Raw genomic sequence first — 13,178 nt, 5'->3', positions numbered from 1 at the left:
ACGAGCGCGGCGTCAACGAACTCGAAGCTGTGATCGCTGACGTCATCCGCGGCGTGGCGACACTGGAGCTCAAGCGCAAGGCGCGATGCCCGATTCCATAGTCGTCGAGCGCTTCTGCAGTCATGAACCGACTGGAGTCCCGCCCGGCGGTGGCGGAGCGGGCGACGTAGATCCTGTCATCGATGTGCGGTGCACGATGTAGCGGGCGACCAGGCCATGACGATGTGGGCGGCGATCCGAATCGGAACCTCGATGAGGCAGTGCTTGTTGGTGTCGGTCCACTCAAAGGCGAGGATGTGCACTCCATGGTGGCGAGTAATACTCATAACCGGTATCAACGCGACACGGCGCAGCGATGGTCAAAAATGGCACCAAAAGCCTCACGCGGAAGTCCGAACGTGAGAATTCGTGCACGTCGACTGCGGGGTGAGCCCATAGGCTGTTAGCTATTGGCGCAGCCGTCGGGGGAGCCGTGGATCACCTGGAAGTAGACGTTGACGAGGCGTACAACATCTCGCGCGCGGTCGGCAATGATGCCGAGGAGCTTCGCGAAGAGCTAGCGAGCCTGCAGCACGCGTGGGACATCTTGTCACGCGGTTGGACCGGCGCCGCCGCGTCGGCGTACTGGTCTATCTGGGATGAGTGGCGGGAGGGTGCCACGACCCTGGTGGACTCGCTCGCCGAATCCTCGCGCAACCTTGGACACGCCGCCGCTCGATACGCCGAGCAAGACGCGGCATCCGCGACGGCGTTGGAGTCGACGGACATGGATCTGGGGCTTTGATGCGCTACCGGGTCGAACTGGATGAACTGCTGGCATTCGTCGACAAGCTCCAATCATTCGAGCGGCGCGCCGAAGCCATCGCTGATCGAGTGGACTGCCAAGTGGCCGACCTGCACACCACCTGGTCCGGAGAGGCGGCCGCCGCGCATCGCGCTCAGCACGACGAATGGGTGTCCGGTGCGACGCAGATGCGGGAAGCGCTCGCCGAATTGCGGCAAGCGGCAGAGCACGCCCATCGCAACTACACCCATGCCGCGCAGCTCAATCGGGACATGTTGACGTGACGCAGGACGTCGATCCGGAGACTTACTACGCGGTCGGCAAGGGACTATTCGACAAAGCCGGCAAGCTATACGACGCGTTCGCAGTGAATGTGAACCTTCTTGGTGAGACGGGTTCCATGGCCGGGTCCGACGATGCCGGCACGGCCTGGGCAGCCTCCTACGACGAGCGCGCAAGCGAAGTCCTCGGAGCCGCCAACGATCTGGTGAAGGCCCTAGAGAACTATGGCGGCGTCATGATCCAGGCGGGTTACAACCACGCTGTCGCGGAACACGATTCGGCGCCCGGCAATCAAGCGCCGATGCCGTCGAAGCCTGCCGACCGTGCAAGCGTCGACGGCACGCTCACAGCGCCACCATCTGCGGGCGGGCCAGGCGAAGGACTCCTGGACGACTCCATCGGGTTGGTGTCGCAGGTCGGCGTACCCGTTCCGGATGGAGATACCGACAAGGTCGCGAAGGCGGCGGATGCGTGGGATCGCCTGGCGACGGTGCATCAAACCGAGATGATCGTCGAAGGTTTGGACGTCGACTCCCGCACCTTCGACGATACGCATTCTCCTGAAGTCGAGTACATCGTGCGAGACCTTGAGGAGCTGCGCGAAGCCGCATCAGCGATCCTCAACGGATGTGCCGAACTGGCTGAGTCATGCCGCCAGTACAAGTCAGCCCTCGAGAACCTACGGACTCAACTCGAAGACATCCTCGACGAGCTGGCGAAGGAATTGGCGGTTACAGCGGCCATCGCGGTTGCCGCGTCGTTCGTCTCCTTCGGTGTCGGAGCGGTCGCAGGTACGGCCAAGGCTGCACACTCGATCACCAAGTACGCACAGATGATCACCGGAGCGATTGCCTCGTGGAAGATCTCAAAGAACATCAGCCTCAATAGTTCACGTAATTCGGTGCTGAGGTGTGGCGTGAACGTGAAAGGTGCACTGCCTCAACGATAATCGACGTTTGCTGGCGTTGATCATCGATTCGAGGAGTGCACCTATCAGATGCAGGCTACTACGGATTGGTCGAAAACTGTTCGAGTCGAGGTCCGCGGCGACGACGTGGTCGGGCACGCGGGCAACGTGATCCCCCGGATGCTGGCCGACAACCTGGGCCTGACCAGCGGGTTGTCCGCGGCGTTGTCGCGGCCGGAGGTGACCCACGACCGGGGCGCGGTGTTGCGGGACGTGGCGGTGTCGATCGCGGGCGGCGCGCAGAACCTGGCCGGTACCGCGGTGCTGCGGAATCAGCAACGGCTGTTCGGGGCTGTGGCGTCGGTCCCGACGATGTGGCGGTCGCTGAACGAGATCGACCGCCAGGGCATGGCCGGGGGTTGCGCTGGTGCGCAACACCGTCCGGGAGCGGGTGTGGGAGTTGATCGAGGCTCGCCATGGCGCGATCCCGCCGTCGCGGACCTGTTATGGGGACCTGGGTGGCGTGGTCGTGATCCGCATTGATGCCTCGCTGGTTGAATCGCATTCCGACAAGCAGCACGCCGCGGGAAATTTCAAGGTTGGCTACGGGTTTCACCCACTGTTGGCGTGGTGCGACAACACCGGCGAACTGCTGGCGGCGATCGCCCGCCCGGCAACGCCGGGTCGAACACCGCCGCGGATCACATCGCGATCATCGACGCGGCGATCGCCGCGATCCCGGCCAAGGGGCGGCGCAACCTGTTGATCACCATCGACGGGGCGGGCTCCAGCCACGCCGTGGTCAAGCACCTGCGCAAACGCAACGCGCGGGCGGGCTGGTCGGTGGCCTACTCGGTGGGGTTCGACCTCGACGAGCGGGCCCGGGTCGCGATCGGGCAGATGCCCGCCGCCGGTGGGAGCCGGCGCTGGATGCGGCCGGGCGGGCCGCGACGACGCGGCCGTGGCCGAGCTGACCGGGCTGCTGCGCGAGGGCGCCGACGGCGACCGGCTGGCCGGCTGGCCGCCCGACATGCGCATCCTGGTGCGGCGCGAGAAGATCGAAGAAGGCCGCCAGTTGTCGCTGTTCGAGCAGATCAACGGCTACCGCTACCAGCTCATCGCGACCAACACCCGCGGCGGGCAACTCCAGCGGTTGGAGGCCCGCCACCGGGTGCACGCCCGGGTGGAGGGGTTCATCCGCTGCGGCAAGGACACCGGCCTGGCCCGCTGGCCATCGCACTCATTCGCGATCAACACCGCCTGGGTCACCGCGGTCGCCCTGGCCATCGACCTGCTGTGCTGGACCCGGCTGCTGCTCTTGGACGGCCCGCTCGCCAAGGCCGAACCGGCGACCCTGCGCTACCGGCTGCTGCACGCTGCGGCCCGCCTGGTCAAACGATCCCGCAACCTGATCCTTCGGATCCCCGAAACCTGGCCCTGGGCGCAGGAATTCGCCGCCGCCGTCAACCGCGTCCGCGCCATCCCCTGACCCGCAGACCCCGTGTCCGTTCGACCCCAAGAAAGGAGCAGCCACCCCGGGACCGAGGAACCCGGCGTCAGCGCACGACACGCGGCGGTGCCGCCTACCGACAACCCGGAAATCACGATCAACCCGTGATCTCAGCCGCCACCAGGGGAGAACTCGGGCGACCGTGAAACTTTGAGGTCAGTAAGGGTGTCAAGAAAGTTCACGACATCGCCGGGGTCCGCCAGAAAATGCAGCGCATCAAGAACCTGGGGCGCAAGGGCAAGCAGGAGCAGAAGCCGCCTGCGACGCCGCCCCCACCGCCGCCTGGTGTTCCACCCGGTGGGGTGGCGAGGCCGGCAGACAACGGCATGGGGACCGTCTACCAACAGCCGGGGTCGATAGGCAGCAGCAATTCTGTGCGGGTAATGGAACCGGGAGCTGACCCTCGATACCCGAATGGCTATGTGAAGTTCACAAACGAACACAATCAGCCAATTAACCTCGATGGCAAGCCAGGCACACGGGCGGAAACGCACATACCACGGAACCCCGATGGCTCGTATTCAATACCGAAAGGCTGGCCGTGAAAAACCTTGAGCTAGAAGGAAAAGAACTCCAATCGGTGTTGGTGAACTACACGGTCAGGATGCAACTGGCAGACGTCCACTTCATCGTCATCGAGTCACCGTTCACGGTCGTCGTCGGAGACGACGTCATCTCCCTTTCACCTGAAGAAGACGCCCAAGATGCGTTTCAGCCTATTCATCAGCTAGTGGGACAAACAGTCGAAGAAGCCTTCGCCGACGAGGCAGGTGCCCTCAGTGTCAGGTTCAGCGGCGGGGCTCATCTATCGGTGAAGCCCGATGCAGCCTATGAAGCATGGAGCGTGTCCGGGCCGGACGGCGCGCTCGTTGTCAGCACACCGGGCGGCAAATTGGCTGTGTGGAGTGCCAAAAAGCCGGCCGACGGAGCGTCGGAGTAGAGATTCGCCGGAGACGTCGGACGCTGCCATGAATGCTCACTTTCGCTCCTCGGCAAGGATTACAAGGCTGTTATCGACGCAATACTGGCGCGACGCAGCCCTGCCCTTCTCGAGCAAGTCCTGCAGTCCACGTCAGTGGCGCGTTCGGATGCCAGGCAGATCGTCTCAATTTTCAACGACGAGCCACCGACCACCTAGATGAGAACTGGGAGGCGCGGTACATCGTTGTCGGTGACTAGTCAGGTGTCGGTTTTCTTCAACGTAATGAGGAACGCGTGTCAGCTCCGGTCGGAAGTGAGCAGGTAGTTCCGGACCGGAGCAGGGCCGCTCAGGATTCGACCGGCGCTGACACGAGCGAGGCAAAGTAATCACCGGTTGGGCGAACAACAGCGCCGGGACAGGAGGAGCAGGTGGATAGCGACTTCGGGTTTCTGGGCACCGGTCAGGCTGAGATGCTCGGTGAAATCCTGACGCGGCGAAGCCCTGATCTTTTAGCACGTGTACGCCGGTCCGGTTCGGTGACTCGTTCCGAAGCCGAAGAAATCATGTCGGCGCTCAGCGACGAACTGACCGACAACCTCGACGATGACTGGGAGCCGACCGGCTATGGACGCGAGGTGAGCGCGGTCCTCGCGCAATTCAACGCCGCTCGAATCAGCAAGTGGCCATGAAGACGGACCGACAGAGCGAAAGGCACATCCGCCACGACGGTAGGTAGAAGCGATCGAACCGCGGCCGAGTGGGATCGGTGACTCGTGACGACTACAGCCAGTAACCTGCGCCTGCGTCTACCTCGACGACAGCATGTTATCGGCATCGTAGACGAACCAGGCACCGACCGGATGTACTGCTCTGAGCGCGGGTCGCCGTGTTCGCGTCAGGCGGTGCTGTTCGCGCAACTGTCCCTGAGAGACATTCCGCACGCGTGGTGGCTGGTGCACACCCTCGGCCTCAATGACGACCGCGTCTGGAGCTATCTCGCCAAGGCCTACGGAAAGCTCGACCTCATCGCCGCACTGCCCGCTTACGCCGGGCTGGTCGAGCGTGAACTGGCCGTGGCGGATGCGGGGAACTATCAAAGTACAGCAAGGCGTTCGAAAATGATGCGGCGACTGAGACTGCGACGCAGATTTGTCATCGCCGGAAAGGACCAGGTCGCAGGCCTCATGCAAGGGGGCCCATCGCTTGCGGTCGGGCGTACCCCGCAGTCGTCCAGGGCATCAAGGCTGACGACGAAGCCGGGCGCGACCGGCGCCAGGATTCCCGCGAGCTTTGCGATGTGCCTAGCCGAACTGTCCTGGAAACTCCCGAACACCCGCTTGCCCATCCACGCCTCGGCCTCGTTGATGCCCGCGACCGGATCGAGTTCGGGAACCCGAAGAGCCCCGGCGCATCGGACAACCGAGGCGTTCGGTGCGCGACGACGCCAATCAGACGAGGCCAGCGGCCTGGACAAGCAGGAAGCCCGGCAGGAACACTGCCAAAGCCACTGGCGCAGCGACCAATCCGATCAACATCCCTCGCCCTACTTGCCCGGCGACTCCAGGGCGCGACCGGAGGACTGCCGCGATTGCGAGATCGATCAGCACGAACGGCAGGACAAAGATGGCGAGGGCGAACCACGGCAGAAAATACCAAACGGCAGCAGTCTCGACGAAAAGGATGTTCACCAGTGCCGCCACGAACGTGACGGGTCCATAGGACGACGCGAGCGGTTGCGGCACCCGTGAAGTCACCACGCCAAGATCCATAACCCGTAGAGCAGTCCACCCACGAGGACAACCGCATACGACCCGACGACGCCGAGTGCGATGCCGCGTGCACGTGAAGAAGACGATCGGGCCAGCAGGAGAGTGATCCCTGCGCATAGGAGGAAGGCGGCGCCGGCACCGGCTACGAAGAGGACGACTGCTCCGGTACCAGGGAACCACTTCCCCAGCAGCCAGGTTGTCACGATGACGAGCGCCAGGACCAGCTGGGTCGTGAGCGGCGCCGACCATGTAGCCGTGGACCAGACCCGTGAGTCCTGGCCATTGAGTCGCGCGAGTGCTGTCATGTCGCCTACCTGATCACACTGGAGTCACGCCCGGCGGCAACGGGATCGACGGAAGCCGTGATGGGTCAGTCGTGGTCCCGAACTCCGTCCACGGCAAGGGGATTGGTACATCGTAGTCAGGATTCCACCCTCCGGAATCGAATGGTGCGAACGCGCTGCCACCGGCCCCGACCTCGTGGTGCTGTGGGAGATTCACCATCGGTCCGGTCGAGTTACCGGCAATCGCCGCATCGATGAGCACCGTCCGAGACGAACCATCGGGGAAGTCCTGATACACCTCCATGGAGGGGTAGTCGGTGCACGTCCCGTCGACACGGACGCCGTCGGCCGTGGGAGTGAAGACGAGATCACCGTTGACCCTCCACGGATTGTTCACCATTGGCCATGGTGGGTCCTTCGCAATGTGGGGAGCAAAAGGGTTGGCGGCATCGTATTTGATGCGGACCGCACCGTCGTCGGTCTGCTGCACCACAGCTTCTGGTATCCCCACTTTGACCTGGCCGGGTCCGCCGTCGGGAGTGAGCTCGACGGACGGATTCTGTCGCATCACGACCAGACCGTTCTCGTAGTCGATGTACGTCGTCACCTTCGTGTTCGCCGGATCGAAATTCGGGTCAGCAGGCCTGGTGTTCCCGAAGTCTCGCTTCCACGGTGCGCTGATGACGTCGCGCTGCTCGATCCACTGGCCCACGCGAACGACTCCTTGACCGGGTACCGGACGGATCCTCACGACCGTGATTTCCGGCGGTACGCGGTCGGTGTCCGGATCGTAGCTGTGTGGGTCGAGTGCTGCGGCGGTCTGCCAGTCAGTCGCCGATGATGGGCCGCGGCCGAAGACCTCGCCGAACGCATCGATCTGATTCTGGCGGCGGTTGGAGAGATCTTCTGTCTGTCCAGGCGGTGCCCGCTTGAAGTCGACGGTCTGGATAGCCCGATCTTCCTTGCCCTTCTCTTCCTCGGGCGCCTTCTTCCCGTCGCTCTCACCCACTCCGAGCCTGGCGTACTCGTTGCCGACCTGCCGAATTTTTGCGCCGACGGCGTTCAGCTCGTTATTCGAGCTTGACACCACCTCACCTACCCGATCCAAACCCCTCTGCACGATCGGCACCAACAGCTGCGCGCGTTTGGGGCCGGCCGGCACTGACTGCGCAACCGCCAGCACCCAAGATCTGATCGAGTCGAGATTCCGGCGGCCCGCTGACACGACCTGCGCCGACTCCGTGACGTGCGAGCCGAGCCGCTTGTCCAGGCCCGCCAGCTGCCCGATCACCTGAGCGTGCGCGGAGTTCTTACCGTCATAGGCACTGGCCGCCCCGCCCGACCAGTGCACGCCGGGAGCTGCGGTATGGGCTGTCGCTTCGAGATTCTGCAAGTAACCACTCTGGTCGAACGTCTCCCCCGTCTGAGGCGCCCCTGAACCGAACGTGTCGCGCGCCCGGGACCACGTCACCAAGAAGGCGTCGATCGCGCTCACGCAACCAGCGTATGTGCTGGGGGCTTCTTCCCCATGTACCAATCGCGCGTCGCGGCGGCCCCAAGTGGATGCTCAGGCGAACTCGAAGGCGGCCCAGAATTTCCGCACCTGTTTGCCTGCGGGACAGGACCGGCAGCTAAACACTGGACGCGCGACGACATAGGGGCAGATCGCGATCAAAACGTCGATTGGCGAGTCGAGGACGCCGTCCGACGCGTCGAGAGGACGGTCGAGGAAGTCCTTCGACTCGCGCCCACTCATTCCAGGTTTCGGAACGCAACCGGTGGTAACGCCAGAAGAAGGCGGCGTCATGACCGGAATCGTCGAACTTGGCAAGCTTGTATTTGGTCCTTGACCTATGGACGTAACGATAGAGCGCTGGGTACGTCGTGGTCGGCCGAACCGCACCACCTTGCCGCCTGGCAATTGGATGGGCAGTTCCAGCTGAGACGTCCGACGACTGGTCGGTCAGTGCGTCGAAGCTCGATGCAACGTTGCCGAGACGAGCGGGGTGGGCGTCGACCGTATGCCCGTCGTCCGGAACCGACTGCGGTACGTGCTGGGTGAGACGCCGAGCGCTCGGCGGAAGGTGCGGCGCATGGTGTCCGCGGAGCCGAATCCTGCTCGTCGCGCAACGGCTTCTTGACTGTGGTCTGCGGTGGCGAGCAGGACCTTGGCTGCCTCCAGTCGCGCCTGCTCGACAAACCGTGCCGGAGTCATGCCGACCTGGGTCCGGAACATCCGCACCAGATGCCGCTCGCTGACCGCCGCGCGATCGGCCATCGCAGCCAGGGAGTGATCACCGCCGGGATCGGCGACGACGGCGTCCAAAATCTCGCGAAGCCCGTTCGACACCGGCAACGCCGCCTCGGTCCAGACACTGAACTGCGCTTGACCGCCCGGCCGCTGCAGGAACACCACCATCCACCGTGCCACGCGCCTGGCCACGTCCGGGCCGTAGTCGCTCTCCACGAGCGCAAGGCCGAGGTCGATGCCGGCGCTGATCCCGGCACCGGTGATGAATGGTCCGTCCTGAACGAATAAAGAATCTGGGTCGACCGCGACGTGGGGATAGGCGCGAGCCAGCTCCTGACAATGCGCCCAGTGCGTGGTCGCGCGGCGCCCGTCGAGCAATCCCAGCTTGGCAAGCACGAAAGCGCCCGTGCAGACCGAGGACACCCGGCGCGCCCGCGGGGCCAGTTCGCGCACCATCTCCAACGCCGCTGGCACCACGTCGGGCGTCTGCTCTTCTGGGATGTCGTGTTCGCCGGGGGTGAAGATGAAATCGGGTGGCACACCGCCCGGGACGATCAGTGTGTCGATCCGGTCCGGTACCTCGTCCAAGGACCTATCGACGTTGAGGGTCACGTAGGACGTCGTCTCGACAGCTTTGCCGGTCAGCGAGGCCAGGATTACGTCGTAGCGCGCACCGAAGTCGTTGGCGCGCGCGAAGATTTCCAGCGGCGCGGCCACGTCCTGCAGCGTCACTTTGTCGTAGAGCGCGAAGACGACCGTCTTGCGCCCCTTTGCCGGCCGCTGGGACCTGTTGTCGTCGGACGCCATGTCGCTGCCCTTCCATCATCCCGCCCGAGGTGAAGCCAAGTTAGCGGCCGTCTGTTACGACGACGTTGCACGCCGGCGCAAAGTTGTAGGTCCGGATTTGCGCGAATCGTGTCCGGTCCTGACGGCCAGAGAAATTCGGGCGTAACGCTGCCGAAACTTACTGACACGACGCTGATTTCACACGATACAAGTTCCTTCAAGGAGGTGAGCCCATGGATTCCCGCACAGCGTTGACATTGAGTATTGGCGTCCTCGGTGGGCTGGCGGTCGCTTTAACCGCAGAAGTCGTCACGGTGCCCATTTGGGTGGTGTTCCTGGCCTGGGCGTCGTTCTTCTTCGTCGGCGGCGGGATCGCAGGCTGGATTCGATCGGTCTCGTCGAACCTCGTCGGTGTGGTGATCGCCTCGGCCAGCCTCTATGCCGCACACCTGATGGGCGGCAGCCTGCTGGTCACCGCCATCGCGGTGGGCGTGGGCAGTGCGGTGATGGTGCAGACCTCGTGGGTGCCGCTGCTGTCCACCACGCCCGCCGTCGTCGTCGGCTTCGCCTCCACCGTGTCGACGGTGGCCGGAACCGGCAACGACATCGTCAAAACCACCATCTCGCACCCCGGCCTCGTCGCAGCCGTCGCCTGCGTGCTCGGGGCGTCCTTCGGACTGCTCTCGGAGTATCTGGCCACCGTGATGACGACGAAGTCCGTAGCCGGCAAGCAGACCCCGTCGACGGAAGGAAGCCCGGCCTGATGAAGCTGCAGCACTATCTCGGCGGCCTGGAAGGCCTGCCCGAGCCGTTGACCCTGGAAAAGCGTGTCTTCGTCGAAGAGTGGGAGAAACGCATCTTCGGCATCCATGTGGCGATGATGGGGTTGTCTAACCACCTCGGCTCGGCATTGCCGGCCTATCCCATCGACCAGGTGCCGACGACCTTCAAGGACGAATGGACGTGGGCCGACCTGCGCACCGGCGCCGAGGCGATGAACCCCTTCGACTATTTCAAGTTCCGCTACTACGAGAAATGGTTGGGCGGCATCACCCAGTTCTTCATCGACAAGGGTTATGTGACAGAAGAGGAACTGGCCGACCGAATGGCCGAAATGCCTCCGGCGCCAGGCGGTCCGGGTGCGACGGCAGTCGACGATCAGGTGATCGCCTATCTGCGTGAAGGCGACAGCCCTCGCCGCGATGTTGCGCATCCCAAGTTCGCCGCCGGCTCGGCCGTACGCGTCACCAATGTGCCGGCTGACGCGCACAGCCGGTTGCCCGGTTACCTGCGTGGGCGTGTCGGCACCGTGCAACGCGTCTTCGAGGGTGACTACGCGTACTTCTGCCACACCGGCGACGGCATCGGTGACCCGATGCCCATCTACATCGTCGAATTCGAGCCGGCCGAAATCTGGGGCGCACGCGCAGAGGGCAGCCCGCTGACGCTGTACGCCGAGCTTTTCGAGGCCTACCTGGAACCGATCGAGGAGGATTTATGACCGCCCAGTTCGCCTACCCGCCGGATCGCGAGGAAGCCAGCGCCAAGAAGGTGGCCGCTCTGGAGTCCCTGCTGATCGAGAAGGGTGTGATCACACCGCAGACCGTCGACAAGGTGCTCGCCTACTTCGAGACCGAGATGACACCGCTCAACGGTAAGAAGATCGTCGTGAAAGCCTGGACCGACCCGGAGTTCGCCGAGAAGGTCGTCATCGACACGCCCGCGGCCATCGCCGAGCTCGATTTCCCCGACGGCATGGCGGGCGCCGAGGGTGAGCACCTGCAGGCCGTAGCCAACACCGCCGGCGTGCACAACCTGGTGATCTGCACGCTGTGCTCCTGCTTCCCGTGGCCGGTGCTGGGCCTGCCGCCCTACTGGTATAAGGACCCGACGTTCCGCGCTCGTGCCGCCCGTGAACCGCGCAAGGTGCTCGCCGAAGTCGGCCTCGATCTGCCCGCCGACACTGAGATCAGGGTGTGGGACTCCAGCGGTCACTCGCGGTGGTTCGTCATCCCCGAAAGGCCAGAGGGCACCGAGGATTTCACCGACGAGATGCTGATGGACCTGGTGACTACCGAGGCGATGATCGGTGTGGCGCTGGCCGGGCAGCCGTCATGAGGCTGCACGCGACCTGCACCACCGATGAGGCGGCACCGCAGTTCGATCACGAATGGCAGCGCAGGGCTTTTGGGTTGGCGCTCGCGTTGTCCGAGTTTCGTCACTACCCGTGGAGTGAATTCCAGGAAACGCTGATCGCGACGATCGGGGAATGGGAGAGCACCCCGGAATCCGGACGTGGGCAGTGGCAGTACTACGAGCACTGGGTCGCCACCCTCGAGAAGCTGGTCGACCGCCACCAACTGCTGACCGCGCCGGTGCTGACCGACGCGGGCGACCACGCGCTACCCGTCGCACATGACCATGACCATGACCACGACCACGACCACGACCACTGAGGAGTTCCCCATGAGCAATGCCAAAGCCGTCCGCGCCGTCCCCCACGTCGACCTTCGGGCGACGGCAGCGGTTCTGGCCACCCCCGCTCGACTGACCGCGATCACGATGCTCGCGCTGATCGCCTACTACTTCGTCGGATACGACCAGGGAGCAGTCTCGGTGTTCGGTGCCGACACCCACATCCACGAGTTCCTACACGATGCCCGCCATCTTCTGGGCTTCCCATGCCACTGAGCGCTGCAGTTCGATACCTCATTCCCGGCGCGGTCGCGGGGGTCGTGTCGTTCGCCTTCAGCCGTGTGATGATCGAGCCGTTGATCGGTGCCGCAGTGGATTACGAGCGTGCGCGCCAGCACGTCGAGGCGCAATCGCCCGGCGGCGAGCACGAACGGGAGCTGTTCACCCGGGCGGTCCAAGAGAACGTCGGCGCTACGGTGGGCGTCGTCGTTTTCGGCATCGTCATGGGTGTCCTCTTCGCGGTCGGGTACACCACGCTTCGCACGGTGCTGGACCGCCGCGGCTTCGCGCCTCACCCGGCCGGTCTGGCGCTGCTGCTCTCCGCGGGTATGTTCGTGGCCATAGCGTTGATGCCGACTCTGAAGTATCCGGCGAACCCGCCCGCTGTCGGGTTGGACGATACCGTCGCAGAACGGAGTTCGTCGTTGCTGACGATCGCGGTGACCTCCGTCGTGGCAGCGTGCCTTGCAGTGGCCGCTGCGCTGACGTGGTCGCGCCGATGGGGCATATGGCCCGCTGGCGCTCTTGCGGTCGGCGGCTATGCCGCAGTGATGCTGTGCACGATGGCCGTGATGCCCGGGTATGACGAAGTCCCCGGACCGCTGGTCGGACCTGACGACCTGGCGATCGACGGCTTTCCCGCTGACGTGCTCGCCGACTTCCGGCTCTATTCGCTGGTCAATCAGGCCCTGATGTGGTTGGTTATCGGCGTAACGTCGGCGTGGCTCGCGGTGCTGTCACGCGCATCGGCACCAGATGCCGTTGCGGTTGGGAGGCGCTGACCCGCGGGTCGACCGGCAGAGCTCACGGCGATCGCCAATGCTGATCGACGTCGAAGCCCCAATTGACGGTGTAGCCCTCGTTCAGGACTAGCGCGGTCAGCACGTCGACCCGCTCGCCGACGCGCCACGACTCGACGTCACCCGTCGTCGCCGAAGAACGCGTAGTGCCAGCGCAAACCAGACGCACGAGGTGGTGACCGCGGTGGT

The 13,178-nt window shown here is 64.2% G+C and carries 18 protein-coding genes; 14 read left to right on the top strand and 4 right to left on the bottom strand.

All coding sequences use genetic code 11. From position 1 onward, the window contains the following. Positions 1-472 precede the first annotated feature (472 nt). From G6N07_RS02275 to G6N07_RS02245, 8 genes are all read left to right on the top strand, one after another. A complete protein-coding gene (locus G6N07_RS02275) occupies positions 473-784 on the top strand; it encodes a WXG100 family type VII secretion target (RefSeq protein WP_085192312.1) in 312 nt (103 codons plus the stop codon). Next, complete coding sequence (locus G6N07_RS02270; protein WP_085192313.1) at positions 784-1,068, top strand: WXG100 family type VII secretion target; 285 nt, start codon at positions 784-786, stop codon at positions 1,066-1,068. Before G6N07_RS02275 ends, G6N07_RS02270 begins: the two co-directional genes overlap by 1 nt. Beyond that, positions 1,065-2,015: a WXG100-like domain-containing protein gene (locus G6N07_RS02265; RefSeq protein ID WP_179959938.1), complete on the top strand. Its 951-nt coding sequence runs from the start codon at positions 1,065-1,067 to the stop codon at positions 2,013-2,015. The genes G6N07_RS02270 and G6N07_RS02265 overlap by 4 nt, the downstream gene beginning before the upstream one ends. Positions 2,016-2,063: 48 nt before the next feature. Next, a complete protein-coding gene (locus tag G6N07_RS20070) occupies positions 2,064-2,516 on the top strand; it encodes a transposase (protein ID WP_244949035.1) in 453 nt (150 codons plus the stop codon). 370 nt (positions 2,517-2,886) lie between these two features. Continuing rightward, the gene (locus tag G6N07_RS20065) at positions 2,887-3,462 is read left to right on the top strand and encodes a transposase (RefSeq protein ID WP_244949034.1); all 576 of its coding nucleotides are present in this window, start codon (positions 2,887-2,889) and stop codon (positions 3,460-3,462) included. 562 nt (positions 3,463-4,024) lie between these two features. After that, positions 4,025-4,423 carry a DUF6188 family protein gene (locus tag G6N07_RS02255; RefSeq protein ID WP_220096634.1) on the top strand — a complete coding sequence of 133 codons (399 nt, stop codon included), beginning with the start codon at positions 4,025-4,027 and terminating at the stop codon, positions 4,421-4,423. Between the two features lie 410 nt (positions 4,424-4,833). Further along, positions 4,834-5,094: an HU family DNA-binding protein gene (locus tag G6N07_RS02250; protein ID WP_085192552.1), complete on the top strand. Its 261-nt coding sequence runs from the start codon at positions 4,834-4,836 to the stop codon at positions 5,092-5,094. Between the two features lie 213 nt (positions 5,095-5,307). Beyond that, complete coding sequence (locus G6N07_RS02245) at positions 5,308-6,153, top strand: hypothetical protein (protein ID WP_163784050.1); 846 nt, start codon at positions 5,308-5,310, stop codon at positions 6,151-6,153. 2 nt (positions 6,154-6,155) lie between these two features. Here G6N07_RS02245 and G6N07_RS02240 read toward each other — a convergent pair whose 3' ends face one another. From G6N07_RS02240 to G6N07_RS02225, 4 genes are all read right to left on the bottom strand, one after another. Next, entirely contained in the window at positions 6,156-6,479 is a 324-nt protein-coding gene (locus G6N07_RS02240; RefSeq protein ID WP_133055576.1) for a hypothetical protein, read from the bottom strand. A gap of 13 nt (positions 6,480-6,492) precedes the next feature. Beyond that, positions 6,493-7,953 (bottom strand): EspA/EspE family type VII secretion system effector, encoded by a 1,461-nt coding sequence (locus G6N07_RS02235; protein ID WP_163784048.1) that lies wholly within the window; start codon positions 7,951-7,953, stop codon positions 6,493-6,495. A 72-nt stretch (positions 7,954-8,025) separates the two neighbouring features. After that, a complete protein-coding gene (locus tag G6N07_RS02230) occupies positions 8,026-8,265 on the bottom strand; it encodes a hypothetical protein (RefSeq protein ID WP_133055563.1) in 240 nt (79 codons plus the stop codon). A 156-nt stretch (positions 8,266-8,421) separates the two neighbouring features. Further along, positions 8,422-9,516 carry a GlxA family transcriptional regulator gene (locus G6N07_RS02225; RefSeq protein ID WP_085192117.1) on the bottom strand — a complete coding sequence of 365 codons (1,095 nt, stop codon included), beginning with the start codon at positions 9,514-9,516 and terminating at the stop codon, positions 8,422-8,424. A 212-nt stretch (positions 9,517-9,728) separates the two neighbouring features. Here G6N07_RS02225 and G6N07_RS02220 point away from each other — a divergent pair, with 212 nt between their 5' ends. The 6 genes from G6N07_RS02220 to G6N07_RS02195 are packed head-to-tail and all read left to right on the top strand — an operon-like array spanning position 9,729 to position 12,971. Further along, complete coding sequence (locus G6N07_RS02220) at positions 9,729-10,259, top strand: DUF1097 domain-containing protein (protein WP_085192118.1); 531 nt, start codon at positions 9,729-9,731, stop codon at positions 10,257-10,259. Next, entirely contained in the window at positions 10,259-10,996 is a 738-nt protein-coding gene (nthB, locus tag G6N07_RS02215; protein WP_085192119.1) for a nitrile hydratase subunit beta, read from the top strand. Before G6N07_RS02220 ends, nthB begins: the two co-directional genes overlap by 1 nt. After that, positions 10,993-11,613 (top strand): nitrile hydratase subunit alpha, encoded by a 621-nt coding sequence (gene nthA / locus G6N07_RS02210; RefSeq protein WP_085192120.1) that lies wholly within the window; start codon positions 10,993-10,995, stop codon positions 11,611-11,613. Before nthB ends, nthA begins: the two co-directional genes overlap by 4 nt. Continuing rightward, on the top strand, positions 11,610-11,951 hold the full coding sequence (locus G6N07_RS02205) for a nitrile hydratase accessory protein (RefSeq protein ID WP_085192121.1): 342 nt from the start codon (positions 11,610-11,612) through the stop codon (positions 11,949-11,951). Before nthA ends, G6N07_RS02205 begins: the two co-directional genes overlap by 4 nt. Before the next feature lie 10 nt (positions 11,952-11,961). After that, positions 11,962-12,186, top strand: coding sequence for a CbtB domain-containing protein (locus G6N07_RS02200; protein ID WP_085192208.1), 225 nt, complete (start codon positions 11,962-11,964; stop codon positions 12,184-12,186). Beyond that, on the top strand, positions 12,177-12,971 hold the full coding sequence (locus tag G6N07_RS02195) for a CbtA family protein (RefSeq protein WP_085192122.1): 795 nt from the start codon (positions 12,177-12,179) through the stop codon (positions 12,969-12,971). The genes G6N07_RS02200 and G6N07_RS02195 overlap by 10 nt, the downstream gene beginning before the upstream one ends. The last annotated feature ends 207 nt before the right edge of the window (positions 12,972-13,178 follow it).

It is taken from the genome of Mycolicibacterium doricum (genome assembly GCF_010728155.1).
Lineage (GTDB): Bacteria > Actinomycetota > Actinomycetes > Mycobacteriales > Mycobacteriaceae > Mycobacterium > Mycobacterium doricum.
Note: the sequence above shows the minus strand (reverse complement) of the source record. Positions and strands in the feature narration are given on the sequence as shown.

Bases quoted from the DNA above. Each gene is read 5' to 3' on its own strand.
- G6N07_RS02240 (WP_133055576.1), bottom strand. From the start codon at position 6,479: ATGACAGCACTCGCGCGACTCAATGGCCAGGACTCACGGGTCTGGTCC.
- G6N07_RS02225 (WP_085192117.1), bottom strand. From the start codon at position 9,516: ATGGCGTCCGACGACAACAGGTCCCAGCGGCCGGCAAAGGGGCGCAAG.
- G6N07_RS02270 (WP_085192313.1), top strand. From the start codon at position 784: ATGCGCTACCGGGTCGAACTGGATGAACTGCTGGCATTCGTCGACAAG.
- G6N07_RS02220 (WP_085192118.1), top strand. From the start codon at position 9,729: ATGGATTCCCGCACAGCGTTGACATTGAGTATTGGCGTCCTCGGTGGG.
- G6N07_RS02200 (WP_085192208.1), top strand. From the start codon at position 11,962: ATGAGCAATGCCAAAGCCGTCCGCGCCGTCCCCCACGTCGACCTTCGG.
- nthB (WP_085192119.1), top strand. From the start codon at position 10,259: ATGAAGCTGCAGCACTATCTCGGCGGCCTGGAAGGCCTGCCCGAGCCG.
- nthA (WP_085192120.1), top strand. From the start codon at position 10,993: ATGACCGCCCAGTTCGCCTACCCGCCGGATCGCGAGGAAGCCAGCGCC.
- G6N07_RS02230 (WP_133055563.1), bottom strand. From the start codon at position 8,265: ATGACGCCGCCTTCTTCTGGCGTTACCACCGGTTGCGTTCCGAAACCT.
- G6N07_RS20070 (WP_244949035.1), top strand. From the start codon at position 2,064: ATGCAGGCTACTACGGATTGGTCGAAAACTGTTCGAGTCGAGGTCCGC.
- G6N07_RS02205 (WP_085192121.1), top strand. From the start codon at position 11,610: ATGAGGCTGCACGCGACCTGCACCACCGATGAGGCGGCACCGCAGTTC.
- G6N07_RS02195 (WP_085192122.1), top strand. From the start codon at position 12,177: ATGCCACTGAGCGCTGCAGTTCGATACCTCATTCCCGGCGCGGTCGCG.